The organism is Streptomyces sp. NBRC 110028 (assembly GCF_001417735.1).
Lineage (GTDB): Bacteria > Actinomycetota > Actinomycetes > Streptomycetales > Streptomycetaceae > Streptomyces.
Genome location: NZ_BBUZ01000034.1, coordinates 62,230 through 79,859 on the forward strand (window position 1 = coordinate 62,230; position 17,630 = coordinate 79,859).

20 protein-coding genes and 1 tRNA gene are annotated in these 17,630 nt (G+C 69.9%); 9 read left to right on the plus strand and 12 right to left on the minus strand.

Annotated features, from left to right (window positions below):
* Positions 1-96: 96 nt before the first annotated feature.
* The gene (locus tag ASC60_RS26860; RefSeq protein WP_055555312.1) at positions 97-1,404 is read left to right on the plus strand and encodes an SGNH/GDSL hydrolase family protein; all 1,308 of its coding nucleotides are present in this window, start codon (positions 97-99) and stop codon (positions 1,402-1,404) included.
* Between the two features lie 182 nt (positions 1,405-1,586).
* Here the strand turns inward: ASC60_RS26860 and ASC60_RS26865 are convergent, their stop codons facing one another.
* The 4 genes from ASC60_RS26865 to ASC60_RS26880 all read right to left on the minus strand — a co-directional run bounded on the left by ASC60_RS26865 (position 1,587) and on the right by ASC60_RS26880 (position 5,085).
* Positions 1,587-2,387, minus strand: a complete 801-nt coding sequence (locus ASC60_RS26865) for a DUF1707 domain-containing protein (RefSeq protein ID WP_055555314.1) — start codon at positions 2,385-2,387, stop codon at positions 1,587-1,589.
* A 9-nt stretch (positions 2,388-2,396) separates the two neighbouring features.
* The gene (locus ASC60_RS26870; RefSeq protein WP_055555316.1) at positions 2,397-3,440 is read right to left on the minus strand and encodes an ATP-binding cassette domain-containing protein; all 1,044 of its coding nucleotides are present in this window, start codon (positions 3,438-3,440) and stop codon (positions 2,397-2,399) included.
* A gap of 6 nt (positions 3,441-3,446) precedes the next feature.
* Positions 3,447-4,211, minus strand: coding sequence for an ABC transporter permease (locus tag ASC60_RS26875; protein ID WP_234357172.1), 765 nt, complete (start codon positions 4,209-4,211; stop codon positions 3,447-3,449).
* A 73-nt stretch (positions 4,212-4,284) separates the two neighbouring features.
* Entirely contained in the window at positions 4,285-5,085 is an 801-nt protein-coding gene (locus ASC60_RS26880) for an ABC-2 family transporter protein (protein ID WP_055555318.1), read from the minus strand.
* Positions 5,086-5,355: 270 nt separating this feature from the next.
* Here ASC60_RS26880 and ASC60_RS26885 point away from each other — a divergent pair, with 270 nt between their 5' ends.
* A complete protein-coding gene (locus ASC60_RS26885; RefSeq protein WP_055555320.1) occupies positions 5,356-7,647 on the plus strand; it encodes a transglycosylase domain-containing protein in 2,292 nt (763 codons plus the stop codon).
* A 98-nt stretch (positions 7,648-7,745) separates the two neighbouring features.
* On the opposite strand, the gene ASC60_RS26890 is transcribed toward ASC60_RS26885, so the two are convergent.
* Complete coding sequence (locus ASC60_RS26890) at positions 7,746-8,093, minus strand: co-chaperone GroES (RefSeq protein ID WP_055555322.1); 348 nt, start codon at positions 8,091-8,093, stop codon at positions 7,746-7,748.
* 75 nt (positions 8,094-8,168) lie between these two features.
* Positions 8,169-8,522, minus strand: coding sequence for a DUF3618 domain-containing protein (locus tag ASC60_RS26895; protein WP_055555324.1), 354 nt, complete (start codon positions 8,520-8,522; stop codon positions 8,169-8,171).
* Positions 8,523-8,688: 166 nt separating this feature from the next.
* Between ASC60_RS26895 and bcp the strand changes: the two genes are divergently transcribed.
* Positions 8,689-9,156 (plus strand): thioredoxin-dependent thiol peroxidase, encoded by a 468-nt coding sequence (gene bcp / locus ASC60_RS26900; RefSeq protein WP_055555326.1) that lies wholly within the window; start codon positions 8,689-8,691, stop codon positions 9,154-9,156.
* 74 nt (positions 9,157-9,230) lie between these two features.
* Here bcp and ASC60_RS26905 read toward each other — a convergent pair whose 3' ends face one another.
* Positions 9,231-9,581 (minus strand): hypothetical protein, encoded by a 351-nt coding sequence (locus tag ASC60_RS26905; protein WP_234357163.1) that lies wholly within the window; start codon positions 9,579-9,581, stop codon positions 9,231-9,233.
* A 190-nt stretch (positions 9,582-9,771) separates the two neighbouring features.
* Complete coding sequence (locus tag ASC60_RS26915) at positions 9,772-10,137, minus strand: hypothetical protein (RefSeq protein ID WP_055555518.1); 366 nt, start codon at positions 10,135-10,137, stop codon at positions 9,772-9,774.
* 150 nt (positions 10,138-10,287) lie between these two features.
* Between ASC60_RS26915 and ASC60_RS26920 the strand changes: the two genes are divergently transcribed.
* From ASC60_RS26920 to ASC60_RS26930, 5 genes are all read left to right on the plus strand, one after another.
* Entirely contained in the window at positions 10,288-10,746 is a 459-nt protein-coding gene (locus ASC60_RS26920) for a DNA-processing protein DprA (protein ID WP_055555330.1), read from the plus strand.
* A gap of 25 nt (positions 10,747-10,771) precedes the next feature.
* Positions 10,772-12,115, plus strand: a complete 1,344-nt coding sequence (locus ASC60_RS26925) for a hypothetical protein (protein WP_199831065.1) — start codon at positions 10,772-10,774, stop codon at positions 12,113-12,115.
* Positions 12,116-12,436: 321 nt separating this feature from the next.
* A complete protein-coding gene (locus ASC60_RS39885) occupies positions 12,437-13,114 on the plus strand; it encodes an HNH endonuclease signature motif containing protein (RefSeq protein WP_079038658.1) in 678 nt (225 codons plus the stop codon).
* Positions 13,111-13,854, plus strand: coding sequence for an HNH endonuclease signature motif containing protein (locus ASC60_RS39890; RefSeq protein ID WP_079038659.1), 744 nt, complete (start codon positions 13,111-13,113; stop codon positions 13,852-13,854). Before ASC60_RS39885 ends, ASC60_RS39890 begins: the two co-directional genes overlap by 4 nt.
* Positions 13,820-13,903: transfer RNA gene (locus ASC60_RS26930), tRNA-Leu, on the plus strand. Before ASC60_RS39890 ends, ASC60_RS26930 begins: the two co-directional genes overlap by 35 nt.
* Positions 13,904-13,967: 64 nt before the next feature.
* On the opposite strand, the gene rdgB is transcribed toward ASC60_RS26930, so the two are convergent.
* The 4 genes from rdgB to ASC60_RS26950 all read right to left on the minus strand — a co-directional run bounded on the left by rdgB (position 13,968) and on the right by ASC60_RS26950 (position 16,197).
* Positions 13,968-14,609: an RdgB/HAM1 family non-canonical purine NTP pyrophosphatase gene (rdgB, locus tag ASC60_RS26935; RefSeq protein ID WP_055555331.1), complete on the minus strand. Its 642-nt coding sequence runs from the start codon at positions 14,607-14,609 to the stop codon at positions 13,968-13,970.
* 27 nt (positions 14,610-14,636) lie between these two features.
* Positions 14,637-15,029, minus strand: a complete 393-nt coding sequence (locus tag ASC60_RS26940) for a hypothetical protein (protein ID WP_055555333.1) — start codon at positions 15,027-15,029, stop codon at positions 14,637-14,639.
* A gap of 64 nt (positions 15,030-15,093) precedes the next feature.
* The gene (gene rph, locus ASC60_RS26945) at positions 15,094-15,819 is read right to left on the minus strand and encodes a ribonuclease PH (RefSeq protein ID WP_055555335.1); all 726 of its coding nucleotides are present in this window, start codon (positions 15,817-15,819) and stop codon (positions 15,094-15,096) included.
* Positions 15,820-15,903: 84 nt separating this feature from the next.
* The gene (locus tag ASC60_RS26950) at positions 15,904-16,197 is read right to left on the minus strand and encodes a glucose PTS transporter subunit EIIB (RefSeq protein WP_079038660.1); all 294 of its coding nucleotides are present in this window, start codon (positions 16,195-16,197) and stop codon (positions 15,904-15,906) included.
* Between the two features lie 196 nt (positions 16,198-16,393).
* On the opposite strand from ASC60_RS26950, the gene ASC60_RS26955 reads away from it, so the two are divergent.
* A complete protein-coding gene (locus ASC60_RS26955; protein ID WP_055555336.1) occupies positions 16,394-17,629 on the plus strand; it encodes a PTS transporter subunit EIIC in 1,236 nt (411 codons plus the stop codon).
* Position 17,630: the final 1 nt, after the last annotated feature.

A 17,630-nucleotide genomic window follows, 5' to 3' on the forward strand; every position in this document is an offset into this window, starting at 1 on the left:
GCATCGGCGAAGCAGCGTCGCTCGCCGTTCCCGTTCACTTTCGGAGCCTGACGCTCCGGCTGCCCGAGGAGACCTCCGCCCATGAGCGTGCCCCCTATGCCCAGACGCACGGCCTATGCCGTGTTCGCTGCGCTGGCGGCTGTGGTGGTCCTCGTCTCGACCGCGATATTCGTCGGGGTCGGCGGCCGGGACCGGAACGTGAACGAGGCCGCGCAGGGCACCCGCAATTCGGCGGCCCCCGCTTCGTCGGGGTCCTGGGTGGGTACCTGGTCGGCGTCGGCCGCCGCGGCCGAACCGAACACGCTCCGCGGCCTGTCCGGCATGTCGATACGGAACGTCATCCACACCAGCATCGGCGGCACCGGCGCCCGCATCCAGCTCTCCAACCTGTACAGCGCGCGCCCGCTGACGATCACGCATGCCTCGCTGGCGCTGGCGGCCGCCCCCAGCAACCCGACGGCCGCGACCGGCACCATGCGCCGGCTCACCTTCGACAACCGCCCCTGGGTGACCATCCCGCCCGGCCAGGCCACCACCAGCGACCCGGTGCGCATGAACATCCCGGCCGCCGCCGACCTGCTGATCACCACCTACGCCCCGCAGGCGTCGGGCTCGGTGACGTACCACCCGCACGCCCGCCAGACCTCGTACCTGGCGCGCGGCGACCGTACGGAGGACACGGCGGGCGCCGCGTACACCGAACAGAGCCCGTTCTGGCGCTACCTGAGCGCCGTGGACGTGTGGTCCAAGGAGGCGCAGGGCTCGGTCGCGGTGCTCGGCGACTCGATCACCGACGGCATCACCTCCACCGCCGGGGCCAACCGCCGGTGGACCGACTTCCTCGCCGAGCGGCTGCGCACCGAGCCGGGAGCGCCCCGCCTCGGCGTGCTCAACCAGGGCATCAGCGGGAACCGGGTGCTGAGCGACGGCACCCAGTTTCCGCCGAACAACCCCAGCGGGCTGTCCCGCTTCACCCGGGACGTGCTCGACCGCACGAACGTCAAGGCCGTGATCATCGAGCTGGGCGTCAACGACATCCTGCGCATCCCCCACCAGACCGACCCGAACAAGATCGTGGACGGGCTGCGGCGGATGACCGAGCAGGCGCACGCCCGGGGCCTGCGGGTCATAGGGGCCACCCTGTCGCCGTTCTACGGCCACCGCGGCTACACCCCGCTGCTGGACTCGGTGCGCGAGCGGGTCAACGCCCAGATCCGGGCCGGGAAGGTCTACGACGAGGTCGTGGACTTCGACAAGGCGCTGCGCGACCCGGCCAGCCCGCTGCGGCTGCGGCCGTCGTACGACTCGGGCGACCATCTGCACCCGAGCGACGAGGGCTACCGGGCGATGGCGCGGGCGCTCCCCCTCGACTACCTGCGGGGGAGCGCGGCCGCCGAGCTGTGAGAGGCCGACGCGGGGCGCGCTAGTGCCGCGTCAGTCAGGGTTTGCCCGGTAGCGAGGCGTCCTGGTGCGGTCAGATGCAAGGCGCCGGATCGGCCTCGTAGTGGGCCTACTCGGCTGATTCGGCAACGCCGCAGATGGCCGTGCCAGGGCGGCGAGCGGGGCGAACCTTGGCTGACGCGGCACTAGTGCCCCCAGTCGTGCCTGCGGGCCCGGCGCTCGGCCCGCCCGTCCTCCAGCTCCGCACGGCGCTCACGGCGCGCGGCGCGCAGTCCCTCCCTGCGCGCCTCCTTCTCCCGGCGGCGCTCCGCCTTGAGCCGCTTGTGCTCCTCCTTGCGGAGCTTGCGCTGGACGTTGACCCCGCCGAAGATCGCCAGGCCCGTGATGGTCACCCGGGGGCCGGCGGGGTCGCCGTCGGCCGACCCCCGGTGGTCGAAGCCGCCCATGATGCCGATGCCGCTGACGTGCGTCTCCAGGTCCGGCGGCACGATGACCTCTATCCCGCCCATCAGCGCGAAGCAGCGGACCACGATCTCGTGGCCCTCGAAGCGGGCCTCCCGCAGATCGATCTCGCCGCCGCCCATGAGGGCGAAGGCGGTGAAGGCGCGGGGCGCGGTCCAGGTGCCCTTGCGCTGGAAGCCGCCCATGATCGCGAGGGCCATCCTCGATGTCGGGGCGCCGCCGACCCGCCCGGCCCAGCCGTCCCGGCCGGCGGGAGCCGTGGCGACGCCCGGGGACGGCGGCGCGGGAGCGGCCGCCGCGCCGGGCACCGGCAGGTCCCGGATCAGCGGCTCCAGCTGGGCGTGGGTGCGTGCCGTGTAGGCCGCGTCCAGCCGCTCCTCGAACTCCTCCATGTCCAGGCGGCCTTCGGCGACGGCGTCCCGCAGCACCTCGGCGATGCGCTCGCGTTCGGCGTCGGAGGCACGCATCTGGGACCCGCCCGGAAGGTCGGGGACCGCTCCCTGCGGAAATCCCTCAATTGTCATACCGACAGACTAATGCGGACCGACTGGCCTGACCGTCCCTCGCGCCCCCTCGACACCCGGGTCCGTTTCGGGGTTTTCCCCGGGATTCCCCTCGGGGTCCTCCCCGGGGAAGAGCATGCGGGCGATGACGTCCTCGATCTCCGGCTCCCGCACCGACAGATCCACCAGCGGATATCGGTCGGCCACCGCCGCGACCAGCGGTGCCGCGCTGGCGGCGGCCGGGAACGCCAGCCACTGCCGAGGCCCCTCGACCCGCACGGTCCGCGCGCCGGGGATGTCGACCGGCGGCAGCTCCCGCTCCAGGTCCACCACCAGGGTGCGTTCGCTCCCGCCCACCGCGTGCAGCCCGCCCAGCCCGCCGTCGTACACCAGACGGCCATGGTCGATGACCATCACCCGCTTGCACAGCTGTTCGATGTCGGTCAGGTCGTGGGTGGTCAGCAGCACGGTGGTGCCGTGCTCCGCGTTCACCTCGCGCAGGAAGGCCCGCACCTTCGCCTTGCTGACCACGTCCAGCCCGATCGTCGGCTCGTCCAGATACAGCACCTCGGGGTCGTGCAGCAGGGCGGCCGCGATGTCGCCGCGCATCCGCTGGCCCAGCGAGAGCTGACGGACCGGCACGTCCAGCAGGTCACCGAGGTCCAGCAGTTCGACACAGCGGTCCAGGTTCGCCCGGTGGCGTTCGTCGGGAATCCGGTACATCCGTCGCACCAGCGCGTACGAATCCCGCAGCGGCAGGTCCCACCACAGGGTGGTGCGCTGCCCGAACACCACCCCGATACGGCGCGCGAGCCGCGTGCGCTCCCGTGACGGGTCGATCCCCGCGACCCGCAGCCGGCCGCCGCTGGGCACCAGGATCCCGGTCAGCATCTTGATCGTGGTGGACTTCCCGGCACCGTTCGGGCCGATGTAGCCGACCATCTCACCGCGCGGCACCCGGAAGCTGATGCCGTCCACCGCGCGCACCTCGCGCCGCTCCCGGCGCAGTAGTCCGGCCCGGCGCCGCACCTCGAACACCTTCTCGACACCGTCGAGTTCGATCACGTCGTCCATGGCTCCTCAGCTCCCCGTGCTCTGATACGCCCGCAGCCCCGCCCGCCAGGCCAGCCCCGCGACCGCCGCACAGCCCAACGCGACCAGCGGCGCCGCGAAGCCGATCCAGCCCGGCAGCCCCAGCGGGTTCGGGCGGCCCAGGACGTACAGCCCGGGCAGCCAGTTGACGAAGGCCAGCGGGATGAGATAGGTGACGCCGCGCAGCAGCTCCTCGGCGAAGATCGTCGGCGGGTACTGGAGCATCGTCGTCCCGCCGTACGTGAACGAGTTCTGCACCTCGGAGGCGTCCTTCGCCCAGAACTGGAAGGCCCCGCCCAGCACGAACACCGCCCCGAAGATCACCGCCCCGCTCAGCAGCATCAGCGGCACCAGCAGCACCCGGCCGGCCGTCCAGTCGATGTCCAGCCGGGTCAGCGACCAGCCGAACAGCAACGCCCCCTGACCGATCCGGCCCAGCCGGCGCAGCGCGAAGCGGTCGGCGGCGACCTGGGCGAGGATCGGCACCGGACGCACCAGCAGCGTGTCCAGCGTGCCGTCGCGGATGCGCCGCCCGACCCGCTCCATGCTGCCGAGCGTCAGATCGGCCAGCCCGAAGGCGGTACCGGACGTGCCGTACAGGAAGGCGACCTCGGCGAGGGTGAAGCCGCCCAGCGTGTCGATGTGCGAGAACATCAGCGCGATCGCCACGAAGTCCAGCGCGTTCACCGCGAAGTTCCCGAACGCCATGATCAGGAACGAGGTGCGGTACGCCATCGTGGAGCGCACCCACATGCCGACGATCAGCACATAGGCGCGCAGCCCCTGACCCACCCGCGCCCCGAACGCCTCTTCACCCGCCCCCGGCTCAGCCACCCTGGACCACCACCTTCCGGGTCGCGACCGACTGCAGCGCCCGCCCGGCCGCGAACAGCACCACCGCCCACCCCGCCTGGAAGGCCAGCGCCCCCGCCACCGCGGCCCCCCGGTGGTGCCCCAGGAAGACATCCGCGGGCACCTGGAGCATCGCCGCCCACGGCAGCGCCCGGGCGACCTCGCCGAGCTGCCCGGGGAACACGTTCAGCGGCAGCACCATCCCGGAGAAGAACATGCACAGCAGCCCGCTCATCAGGCTCAGCCCCGACCCGTCCAGCAGCCAGAACGCGGCCAGCGCGACCAGATAGCGCACCGCGAACCCCACACACACCGCGAGCACCACCGACAGCAGAAAACACAGCCAGGTCAACACCGAGCCCGGCAGGGTGAGTTCAAAAGCCAGTGCCCCGCACGCCATGGGCACGATGCCGCGCCCCAGCAGCTGGAACGCCGCCCGGCCGAGGTCCGAGGCCAGCCACCACAACTGGAGGTCGACCGGCCGGTAGAGGTCGACGGCGATGTCACCCGACCGGATCCGCTCCTGCAGCTCATCCTGGAAGCCGCCGCCGAACAGCGCAACGGTCGCCAGCAGCGCCTGGCCCAGCCAGACGAACGTGAGCGCCTGGGAGAGGTCGTACCCGCCGAGATGCGGACGTATCTCCCATAGCGCGCGGTACGTGTACGCCACGATGAAGCCGAAAACGGTGTTGGTGAACACCCCGGCCACGGTGGCCACCCGGTACGTCGCGTAGCGTTTGAAGCCGCTCAGCGCGACGGCCGCGTAGAGCCGCATCAGCCCCTTTCCCCCTCCCCCGTCCGCACGGCGCCAAAGCTTGGAAGCCTAGTCCGCGGGAAGGCGACACAGCCAGGTGTTTTTCACCGGATGGTGTGAGGGGAATCACTCATCCGGCCGGTTACAGACCAGTCACGGATGCGTGCCACGCCCCTGGCCCGGAACGGATGATGCGACAGTGTTTTATGGGGCGTACGACGCGAATCGCCCGACCGTGCACGATTCCGCCGCGGCGCAACCCTCGACGGCGGCCGAGGAGTCTCAGGAGACATGAGCGACGAGCCCCAACTGATCCACGGCGGCGCGGCCGGTGTGGGCGACCCGAGCAGCCGCAACGGCTCCGGCAGCGGCGGCACCGCGGGCAGAAAGGGCCGCCCCCGGCGCACCGGCTGGCGCCGGCTGCTTCCCACCTGGCGGATGACGGTCGGCGGATCGCTGCTGTTCCTCCTGCTCGTCGCGGGCGGCCTGGTCACCGGCTATCTGCTCGTCGACATCCCCGCGGCCAACAAGGCGGCCATCGCCCAGAGCAATGTCTTCCTGTACTCCAACGGCTCCCCGCTCGCCCGCGAGGGCAAGGTCAACCGGGAGAACGTACAGCTCAGCCAGGTGCCCAAGCGGACCCAGCACGCGGTGCTCGCCGCCGAGGACCGGGACTTCTACTCCGAGTCCGCGATCAACCCCGAGGCGATGGTCCGGGCCGCCTGGAACACCGCAACCGGCAAGGGCAAGCAGTCCGGCTCGACGATCACCCAGCAGTACGTGAAGAACTACTACCTGGACCAGGAACAGACGGTCACCCGCAAGGCCAAGGAGTTCTTCATCGCGATCAAGCTGGATCGCGAGGTGAGCAAGGGCAAGATCCTCGAGGGCTACCTCAACACCAGCTACTTCGGCCGCAACGCCTACGGCATCCAGGCCGCCGCCCAGGCCTACTACGGCAAGAACATCGACGAGCTGAACACCGCCCAGAGCGCCTACCTGGCCACCCTGCTCAACGCCCCCAGCGCGTACGACATCATCGCCCACCCGCAGAACAAGCCGCGGGCCGAGGCCCGCTGGAACTACGTCCTCGACGGCATGGTCAAGAAGCACTGGCTCAGCCGCGCCGAGCGCGGCAAGATGACCTTCCCCGAGCCCACCGAGGCCAAGGCCCCCTCCGGCATGTCCGGCCAGCGCGGCTACCTCGTCGAAGCGGTCGAGGACTACCTGACCAGCAACGGCATCATCGACGAGCAGACCCTGGCCCGGGGCGGCTACCGGATCACCACCACGATCGACAAGAACAAGCAGGACGCCTTCGCGGAGGCCGTCCACGACCGGCTGATGAGCAAGCTCGACGACGACCGCAAGGTCGACCGCTACGTGCGGGCGGGCGGCGCCTCGATCGACCCCAAGACCGGGAGGGTCGTCGCCCTCTACGGCGGCATCGACTACACCAAGCAGTTCGTCAACAACGCGACCCGCCGTGACTACCAAGTGGGATCCACTTTCAAGCCATTCGTCTTCACCTCGGCGGTGGCCAACGGGGCCACCACCCAGGACGGCCAGACGATCACCCCGGACACCCTCTACAACGGCGACAACAAGCGCGAGGTGATCGGACCGGACGGCCCCACCGGCTACGCGCCCGCCAACGAGGACGACGTCGACTACGGCGACATCGACGTCACCACGGCCACCGACAACTCGGTGAACTCGGTGTACGCGCAGATGGCCGAGGACGTCGGCCCCGCCGAGGTCCAGCGGACCGCCATCGACCTGGGCCTCCCCAGGGACACCCCCGACCTGCACGCCTCCCCCTCCATCGCGCTCGGCCCCGCCACCGCCAGCGTGCTGGACATGACCGAGGCCTACGCGACCCTCGCCAACCACGGGCGGCACGGGCAGTACAGCCTGGTCGCCCAGGTCACCAAGGACGGCGCCCAGGTCAACCTGCCGGACCGGGAGGAGCGCCAGGCCATCCCCCGGACCGCCGCGGACACCACCACCTCGATACTGCAGAGCGTCGTCGACGGCGGCACCGGCACCGCCGCGCAGGGCGCCGAGCGCCCGGCCGCCGGCAAGACCGGCACCGCCGAGGAGGACAAGGCGGCCTGGTTCGCGGGCTACACCCCCGACCTGGCGACCGTCGTGGCCGTCATGGGCCAGGACTCGAACACCGGCGTCCAGAAGCCGCTGTACGGGGCCACCGGACTGGACCGGATCAACGGCGGCGGCTACCCCGCCGAGATCTGGGCGGACTACGTCTCCGGGGCACTGGACGGAAAGCCCCCGGCCGACTTCGACCTCAAGCTGGAGGACGGCGCCGACGCCCCCGATCTGCCGACGACCCCCACCGAGGCCGCGACCTCCGCCCCGTCGAGCCCCACCACGGCGCCCAGCACGGAGCCGACGGCCCCCAGCCGGCCCCCCACGTTCCCGACGTTCGACCCGCCGACCGAGCCCAGCACCGAGCCCCCGCCGAGCCCGTCCACGGACTTCCCGACCGACCCGCCGACCGACGGCGGCCCCGGCGGACCCGGCGACCCGGGCGGGGACATCGGAGGCCCGGACGGCGGCTGAACCCGGCGCCCGCGCCCGGCGGACACGGCAGAGGGTGGTGACGGAGACCCGTCACCACCCTCTGCACACTCCTCGCGCTCCTCGCGCTCTTCACATCGCTACAGGTACAACCCCGTCGAATCCTCCGCGCCCTCCAGGCGCTCGGCGGCGACGGCGTGCAGATCGCGCTCGCGCATCAGCACATAGGCAACCCCGCGGACCTCCACCTCGGCCCGGTCCTCCGGGTCATAGAGCACCCGGTCACCCGGCTCCACGGTCCGCACGTTCTGCCCGACCGCGACCACCTCGGCCCAGCCCAGCCGCTTGCCGACCGCCGCGGTCGCGGGGATGACGATACCGCCGGTGGACCGGCGCTCACCCTCCGGAATGTCGGTACGGACCAGCACACGGTCGTGCAGCATCCGGATGGGCAGCTTGTCATGGGACGTGTTCGCACTCACGGTCATGACCGTACCCGCCCGAACGGCGTATCGGTGCCACAGGGCGGCCAGGAACCTCCTACACCCTTACGTACCCGCGCACTACCTCCGGCGCTTGCAGCCCTTGCCCTTGCCGCCACCGCCACCGCCGCGCGACGACATGGCCAGCAGCCCGACGACCCCCACCACGACGAGCGCGACCGGCACGATCCGCTCCATCCGCGGCGCCCCCTCCTCGGTGACCAGTTGGCCGCGCACATTGGTGACCACCCGGTTCGCGGACACATACGCCCGCCCCGCCGTCCGGTCCACGGCCGACGCCGCCTTCGCCTTCGCGTCACCCATGATCGTCTTCGGGTGCACCCGCACCCCGATCTCGTCGAGCGTCACGGCGAGATCCTGCCGCCGCCGGGCGATGTCCGCCTCGATCTGCGCAGGGGTCCTGGCATCCGACACCGCGCTGCCTCCGTCGCTCTCGATCAGTCTCGATGATTCGTCATGGACAGTCTGTCAGCTCGTTCCCGCTCCCGCCCCGTGGCACCCCCGGCGAGGACGCTGGCTAATGTCGTCATGTAACGCCTGCCGTTACGGAAACACCCCACGCCACGAGGAGTACCCGACCATGAGCGAGCGACTGCAGCCCGGCGACACCGCCCCCGCCTTCACCCTCCCCGACGCGGACGGCAAGCAGGTCTCGCTCGCCGACCACGCGGGCCGCAAGGTCATCGTCTACTTCTACCCCGCCGCCCTCACCCCCGGCTGCACCAAGCAGGCCTGCGACTTCACCGACCAGCTCGAATTCCTCGCCGGACACGGCTACGACGTCATCGGCGTCTCCCCCGACAAGCCGGAGAAGCTCGCCAAGTTCCGCGACCAGGAATCCCTCAAGGTCACCCTGCTCGCCGACCCCTCCAAGGAGACCCTGGAGGCCTACGGCGCCTTCGGCGAGAAGAAGCTCTACGGCAAGACGGTCACCGGCGTCATCCGCTCCACCGTCATCATCGACGAACAGGGCAAGGTCGAACGCGCCCTCTACAACGTCAAGGCCACCGGCCACGTAGCCAAGATCATCAAGGACCTGGGCCTCTGACCCCCGGCTCTCCACACCCCGGACCGATCATGGTCCGGGGCGTTCGACATCCACGCCCGACATCAACGGCGGCGTCAGCCAGCGAGCCGCGACAGCAGGCCCGAGGCACCGCTTGAGCGGCCGGTCATGGGGGCGCGGCGGGCCTCCCGCACCGCGTGGTGCAACCCGTTCCCGGCGGCGCACCACCGCCCCGCCCGGCAGTCGGCGCAGTCCACGGCATGGCCGAGGAACCGGCCCCAGGGCGTGGCCTCGCCGCAGGCGGGGGCACACGCCCACACCTCGTACGTCGTCCGGGTCGCCCCATGGCCGATCGTGACGGTGCCCAGCGGCCGGTCCACGGTGAGCGGCGCGCCGCAGAGCGCGCAGGCCCAGCCCCGGAGCTGTTCGCGGCTGAGCGTGGCCGGGTCGATCTCGGCCGCGGTCATCCCTGCCGCCTGAAGGCGACGTCCCGGTCAGGGAGGGTCCGCTCGAACGGGTCGCGTTGCCCGGGGAAGCTGTCAGCGCACGCGCCCGGACAGGCATAGACGGTGCTGCCGCCCGCGCTCGCGCCGTACCCGATCGCGACCACGACCGGCTGGCTGGTGGTCGTCTGACAGCGGGCACAGACCTGGGGCATCACCGGGCCGTCGCCTCCTCGGCGAGTTCAGCGGCAACCGCCCGCACGAGAGCCTCGCGGAGCCGGGCCACGTCGGTGAGGTACCGGTCGGGCCCCACCGGAACCCGCCAGTGCAGACGCGGACCGCCCCTCCAGTGCGCGGGCGGTACGCCAACGTACGTAACCTCGGCACCATGCGCACCCAGCGCGTGGATTCCTTCCCGGATACGTCGCCAGCCCTGAGCATGCCCCGCCGGGATGAGCCAGTACATCAGGCCGTAGTCGGCGATGACGGCGCCGGACGCGTCGCCGAGTAAGTCCAGCACCCGTTCGCCGATCTCGGCGGGGGCACGCAGCACGTCCCAGTGCGGGCCGACTTTGACCATCTCGACGTCGCTGCCGTGCGGCGGCGTCCATGGAACAGTTGCGGTCGTCCCGTGGTCAGCGAGGCCGGGATAGCTGGAAGTGTCCATGCACCGATGTCACCGCAAAAGCAGGCACTGCGGGATATGACAACCTATGACACGGAGTAGATCATGACTCGGTCTGTGACCATCACCGGTACCCGGTCGACAGGGCATCGCGGTCTCGACAGCTACGCCGAGCTGTTCACCAACTACCTCACCCCGTTCGCCGACATCGAGACCCGCTTCTACATCGGCGGTGCCAACGGCATCGACAGCCTCTCCCTGCTGTGGCTGGCGGAGAACACCCACGCGCAGATCACCATCGTCGTCCCCGGCACCACCCGGCAACAGCCCGCCGAGGCGCAGCACGCCATCACCCACACCCGCGACCGCATCACGGAGGTGGTCGAGCTGCATGCGGCAGAGCTGGACAGCCCGGCCTTCCACGCCCGGAACCGGTGGATGGTCGATCACTCCGACATGGTGATCGGATTCCCTCTCCCAGGGCCCCAAGGGAGGTCGGGCACGTGGCAGACCCTCAACTACGGTGCCGAACAGGGGAAACCACACCTGGTCGTGCCCGTATGACGTGGATCACCGGCATGATGACGGCATGAGCACGTGCGATGCCCTCCTCGGCGCTGCCGCCCTCAAGTCCCTCCGCAAAGCCCGAGGCTGGTCCCTGGCCGATACCGCGCGGGCGCTCATCGCCACGGCGCGCCGCCTCGGCCAGCCCCTCGCCCCCTCCGTCCCGAGCGTGCAGCGATCCGTCGCGCGGTGGGAGAGCACCACACACCCCATCCTGCCCAGCGACCGGTACCAGCTCCTGCTGGCGCACCTCTACGCCCGAGGCACTGACGGTCACCTCTCCCTCGGGCCTGGCAGCGATTTCGCCGAACTGCTCGACGCCCTCGCGCATCTGGGCGAAGCAGAAGCCCAGCTCCACGAACTACGCACCCTCCTGAGCCGCACGGCAACCGATAACGGAAACGGCCTCCTCGCCCTGCTCGGGCCCACCACCCAGGTGACCATGGCAGCCGCGCTCGCCGATCCGGCACTCGCCGACGACACACTCCTCGACGGCCTGCGGACGGCGGTCGAAGATGTCAACGCGCACGTAGGTTCGCTCCCCTTCGCCCGACTGCAGCTCCTGCTCGCCCCCGTAACCGAGTCCTGCCGACGTCTCCTGGCCGGCGGCGCGCCCGAGCCCCTGCTGCCCGGGTTACGTACGGTCGCCGCGCAGGCGTACACCCTCGCCGGACGGTTGGCGTTCGAAACCCGCGACGACCAGGCGTCCCGTGCTCTGTACACGGCCGCAACGGACGCGGCAGGACTGCTCGACACCACCTGGCACCGAGCCGTCGTTCACATGAGCCACGCCCTGGTCAAGCTCTACTCAACCCCCGGCATCGACACGGCCCGTGGACTGGTCGACGCAGCGGTACGCGATGCCCGCACGGGCGACAGCATCCGCGTACGCGCCCGAGCCCACGCACTGCAAGCCGAGATCGCCGCCCGGTCCGACGCCGAACGGCAAGCCCAGACCGCACTGGCGCTCGCCTGGTACGACATCGAACGCGACGCGGACGGCGATCCGGTGCCCACGAGCTTCAGCGCTGATCACCTGCGGGGCTTCGAGGGCTTGTGCGAGCTGTACGTAGGAGACGCGGCAGTCGCCCACGACGTCTTCGCCAGCAGCGCAAAGGCCCTGCGAGGACCACGCGAGCGCGTACAACGAGCCATCATCACCACCGATCAAGCCCTGGCCTGCATCCGCCTCGACGCACCGGAAACAGCCGTGGACCTCCTGCACAACTGCATCACCACCGCCGCCACCACTGGCGGACGCGTGCCCGCGCTTCGCCTACGCCAGGCGCGTAAAGCCCTGCGGCCCTGGCGCCACGAAAAGTTCGTCGCGGACCTGGACGACCACCTCATAGACATACTCGGCAGCTGACGCAACGAGCCGTTCCCCTCGACCTCGGCCGAGAGTGCGACTGACACGGGCGCCTCGGAGCGAGTGGTGGCAGACGACCTTCCCTACTGCTTCACGCGGCTCGCTCCGCTCACCGCGCAGGGCCCGGCCCTCGGCCATGCCTGCACCCCTGTTTCCGCCTCGCTCCAGCCCGAGCACCGTCCCTGCCACGCGCACAGCCAGGGGTCAACAGCGGTCAACAAGGGTGCTGGGCGGGTGCACCCGGGGTGCGTAACCGATGGGCGGGTGGCTCGTTACTCAGTGCGATGGTGCGACACGTGGTCGCACAGGGGGGAGGAAAGCGTGCCAGTCAGCCCGTACACGCGAGAACGCCTTGCCGAAGTCGCGGGATCCTCGACGACACTGTCGGAGGCATTGGCCAAACTCGGAGTCGACCCCGAAAGCTCGACCCGCCGCTATATCCGCGAGCGCATGAAGAGAATGGACATCGATACGTCGCACTTCGAACGAAAAGGTGGCCGCTGGACAAGGGAGATCCTCGAACCAGCAGTGGCGGCGTCAACAAGCGTGTACGACGTATTACGGTATCTCGGCATCGAATTGGTAGGTGGCCATCACACCAACATCAGCCGCCGGATCAAGGCATACGGCATCGACACGTCGCACTTTGTCTCGCAGCGCCGCACCGACGCGATGAAAGACAACCGTCGACGCCGCAGTCCGGAAGAGTTGCTGGTGGAGATGGCCCCCGCTCATGCCCGCCGCGTTCCCAGCGAGCGGCTGAAGCGGGCGATGCTGACGCTCGGCGTGATCGAACGCTGCGCGCTGTGCGGGACCGGACCACGCTGGCGTGGCGGACGACTACCGCTTGAGGTCGATCACGTCGATGGCGACTGGCGCAACAACCGCCCCACTAACCTGCGCCTCCTGTGCCCGAACTGCCACTCGACGACGGACAACTACCGAGGGCGTGGCAAGGTACGGCGGCCTCACACCACCGAAGTCGGCGCAGCCCTATGAGCCATCGTGTCCACTACACGCGGGAGCTCCTGGTCGAGGCCGCCGAGAACTGCTCCGACATGGACCAAGTCATCGCCTTCTTGGGCACTCGGCCCTACGGTCGTCTGCGTCGCTACCTCTACCAGCGTTTCGATCACTTCGGCATAGACATCTCGCACTTCGCGCTCCCCAGACTCCGCAGCAGCAAGGCGCGTCCGGCAGGGAAGGTACTTCGCCGTGTCGTCGCCGAATCCACATCCATAGCCAGCGCCTTGCGGCAGCTCAACCGGCCGGACAACGCACGCTCACGCGCTCTGTTCCGTCTCTGGACAGCCGAGGAAGGCATCGGCACCGCACACTTCCTGGGGCAAGCCCACCAACGCGGGAAGCCTGGCGCAACGCCCCGAAAGACATCCGAGCAGATCCTGGTCAAGCACAGCGGCGAGCGGCGCACGAAGACAGTGCTGCTGCGGCGAGCCCTCAGGGACATCGGCGTGCCCGAGCAGTGCGTGGGATGCGGGACAGGACCCCTCTGGCATGGGCGGCCGATGACGCTGGAGGTGGACCACATCAACGGCGACTGGAGCGACGACCGACCCGAGAACCTCCGACTGCTCTGTCCCAACTGTCACGCGGCCACGAATACCTGGTGCCGGGGCGGCCGTCGCGCAGCGTCGATGCGAAGTGACCGTTCAGATGTCAGCCCGCTACGATGGTCGGAAGCGAGCGGCGGTGGCGCAACGGCGACGCAGCAGACTTAGGATCTGTGGCCCGTGACAGGGCTTGAGGGTTCGAATCCCTTCCGCCGCACCGCATACGGCCTGCGATTCATGACTCGAATCGCAGGCCGTTATACGTAGCCGCAGCGCGGCACCTACCCCAGCAGTTCGCGCACCACCGGTGCCATCGCCCGGAAGGCCTGGCCGCGGTGGCTGATGGCGTTCTTCTCGTCCGGGGTGAGTTCGGCGCAGGTGCGGGTGTCGCCGTCGGGCTGGAGGATCGGGTCGTAGCCGAAGCCGCCGCCTCCGGTGGGTTCGTGGCGGAGGGTGCCGGTGAGGCGGCCGGAGACCACGCGCTCGGTGCCGTCGGGGAGGGCGAGGGCCGCGGCGCATTCGAAGTGGGCGGTGCGGTGCTCGTCGGGGACGTCACGGAGCTGGCCGAGCAGCAGGTCCAGGTTGGCGCGGTCGTCGCCGTGGCGGCCGGACCAGCGGGCCGAGAAGATGCCGGGGGCGCCGCCGAGGACGTCGACGCAGAGCCCGGAGTCGTCGGCGATGGCCGGGTGGCCGGTGGCCCGGGCCAGGGCGTGGGCCTTGAGGAGGGCGTTCTCGGAGAAGGAGACGCCGGTCTCCTTGACGTCCGGGACCTCCGGATAGGCGTCGGCGCCGACGAGCTCGACGTCGAGCCCGGCGTCGCCCAGGATCGAGCGCAGCTCGGTGATCTTGTATGTGTTGCGGGTGGCCAGGATCAGGCGGCGCGGGTGTGCGCTGTACGCCGCTGCGGTGTGCTGTGGCTGCATAGCTATCGATTAGATCAGGCGCACGGATCAGGGTGTGCAGACGTCGGTCAGTTCGGCGGCGGCGTCCTTGACCGGGCTCAGGTCGGGGTGTTCGCCGCTGTCGACGGACGTCTGGACGTTGTCCACGGCCTTGCGGAGGTCGCCCAGGGCCTTGCCGACGTCCGCGTTGTCGGTGTGGTCGCCGACCTTGTCGATGTCCTTGTCGAGTGCGTCGAGGACCTTGTCGGCGTCGGAGGCGTCGGCGGTGGCGCCGCTGAGGGCGTCCTGGAGGTTGTCCACGTCGTTGGATATCTCGACCGCGAGCCGGCCGCAGTCCAGGGCCTTGTCCACGGCGTCGCAGCCGGTGGTGAGCGGCGTCAGGAAGGCGACGGCGGCGAGTGTGGTGGCGGCGAAACGGTGGCGGGCCTGGCGCGGCGTCATGGACGGTCCCTCCCCTGGGATCGGACGCGGGCGCGCGCAGGTGTCGCGCGCGCCCGTCATCTGATTACACGCCGAGCGCCGCCCGCTGGTTGCCCGCCAGCTCGACGCAGCCGCCGACGGCGAGGTCGAGCAGGCTGTTCAGCTCGTCGCGGGCGAAGGGCTCGCCCTCCGCGGTGCCCTGGACCTCGACGAAGCGGCCATCGCCGGTGCAGACGACGTTCATGTCGGTTTCGGCGCGTACGTCTTCCTCGTAGCACAGGTCGAGCAGCGGGACGCCGCCGACGATGCCGACGCTGACGGCCGAGACGGTGCCGGTGAGCGGCTGCCGGCCGGCCTTGATCAGCTTCTTGCCCTGGGCCCAGGTGATGGCGTCGGCGAGGGCCACATAGGCGCCGGTGATGGCGGCGGTGCGGGTGCCGCCGTCGGCCTGGAGGACGTCGCAGTCGAGGACGACGGTGTTCTCGCCGAGGGCCTTGTAGTCGATGACGGCGCGCAGCGAGCGGCCGATGAGGCGGGAGATCTCGTGGGTGCGGCCGCCGATCTTGCCGCGGACGGACTCGCGGTCGCCGCGGGTGTTGGTGGCGCGCGGCAGCATCGCGTACTCGGCGGTGACCCAGCCCTCGCCACTGCCCTTGCGCCAGCGCGGGACACCTTCGGTGACGCTCGCGGTGCACAGGACGCGGGTGTCGCCGAAGGAGACGAGGACGGAGCCCTCGGCGTGCTTGCTCCATCCGCGTTCGATGGTCACGGGGCGGAGCTGGTCGGGCGTACGGCCGTCGATACGAGACATGGGACGAGCCTATCGGCAACGCGGCGGGCCCCGGTCCGGTGAGGAGCGGGGCCGGGCGGCCTCAGGCCGTGACGGTAAGCGCGGTCACATCAGGTCTTCGATCTCGGCGGCGAGGGGGTCCGCGTCGGTGCCGATGACGACCTGGATCGCGCTGCCCATCTTCACCACGCCATGGGCGCCGGTGGCCTTCAGGGCGGCCTCGTCGACCAGGGAGGGGTCCTTGACCTCGGTGCGGAGGCGGGTGATGCAGCCCTCGACCTCGACGATGTTGTCGATCCCACCGAGCCCCGCGACGATCTTCTCAGCCTTGCTGGCCATGTCCACTCCCTGTTGTCCTGAGCTGTCCTGTGTTGTCCTGTTGTCTCGGCCCTTCCGGATACCGGGTGAACGCCACCCCTACGGTAACCACGCGGGCCCGGCCGCGCAGGATCGTCAGTGGTTCAGACCACACAGGAACGATGGATTCCTTTATCTGATCCTCACGTGCTACAACAGGTCTACACCACTTGTGGTGTAGACCATATCGCGGGCCGTCCCCAGTATTCCGAGCGCCCGCCTCACCAGGAGGAATCCGATGAGTACGGCCACCGCCTCGGCGGCGCCCGCCCAGAAGCGGGGCGCCGGTCTGATCAAGGGTATGCAGAAGATCGGACGCAGTCTGCAGCTGCCCGTCGCCGCCCTGCCCGCCGCGGGCATCCTGAGCCGGCTGGGCCAGGACGACGTCTTCGGCAAGGCGGGGCTCGGCTGGAACAAACTCGCGGAGATCTTCGCCCACGCGGGCGGCGCGCTCTTCGACAACCTGGCCCTGCTGTTCTGCCTCGGCGTCGCCATCGGCTTCGCGAAGAAGTCGGACGGCACGACGGCGTTCGCGGCCCTGGTCGGCTTCCTCGTCTACAAGAACGTGCTGACCGGCTTCGTCAGCGACGTCACCGGCAAGCCGCAGGACCCGGGCGTGCTGGGCGGCATCGTGGTCGGCATCACGGCGGCCGTGCTGTGGGAGAAGTACCACCGCACCCGGCTGCCGGACTGGCTGGGCTTCTTCAGCGGCCGCCGCTTCATCCCGATCCTGATGTCCTTCGCGGGTGTGCTGTACGGCGTCGTCTTCGGCTATCTGTGGGGGCCGATCGGTGACGGCCTCAACAGCTTCTCCGAGTGGCTTTCGGCCAATGGCGCGGTCGGCTCCGGGATCTTCGGCGTGGTCAACCGGCTGCTGATCCCCGTCGGCATGCACATGCTGCTGAACTCGTTCGCCTGGTTCCAGTTCGGCGACTTCTCCTCCGGCGGTCAGGTCTGGCACGGCGACATCGCGCGCTACTTCCACGACGACCCGTCGGCCGGAATGTTCATGACCGGCTTCTTCCCGATCATGATGTTCGCCCTCCCCGCCGCCGGTCTCGCGATCGCGCACTGCGCCCGCCCGGAGCGCCGCAAGGCCGTGATGGGCATGATGATCTCGGTCTCGCTGACCGCCTTCGTGACCGGTGTGACGGAGCCGATCGAGTTCTCGTTCATGTTCATCGCGCCGGTGCTGTACGGAATCCACGCCGTGCTCACGGGCGTGTCCATGGCGCTGACCTGGGCGCTCGGGATACGCAGCGGCTTCACGTTCTCCGGCGGGCTCTTCGACTATCTGCTGGGGTGGTCGCACAGCGAGAAGGCCTGGATGATCATCCCGATCGGGCTGGCCTTCGCCGTCCTGTACTACGTGGTCTTCCGCTTCGTGATCACGAAGTTCAACATCCCGACACCGGGCCGCGAACCGGAGGATTCCCTCGACGACGCGGCCGCGACGACCACCGCGAAGCGCTAGC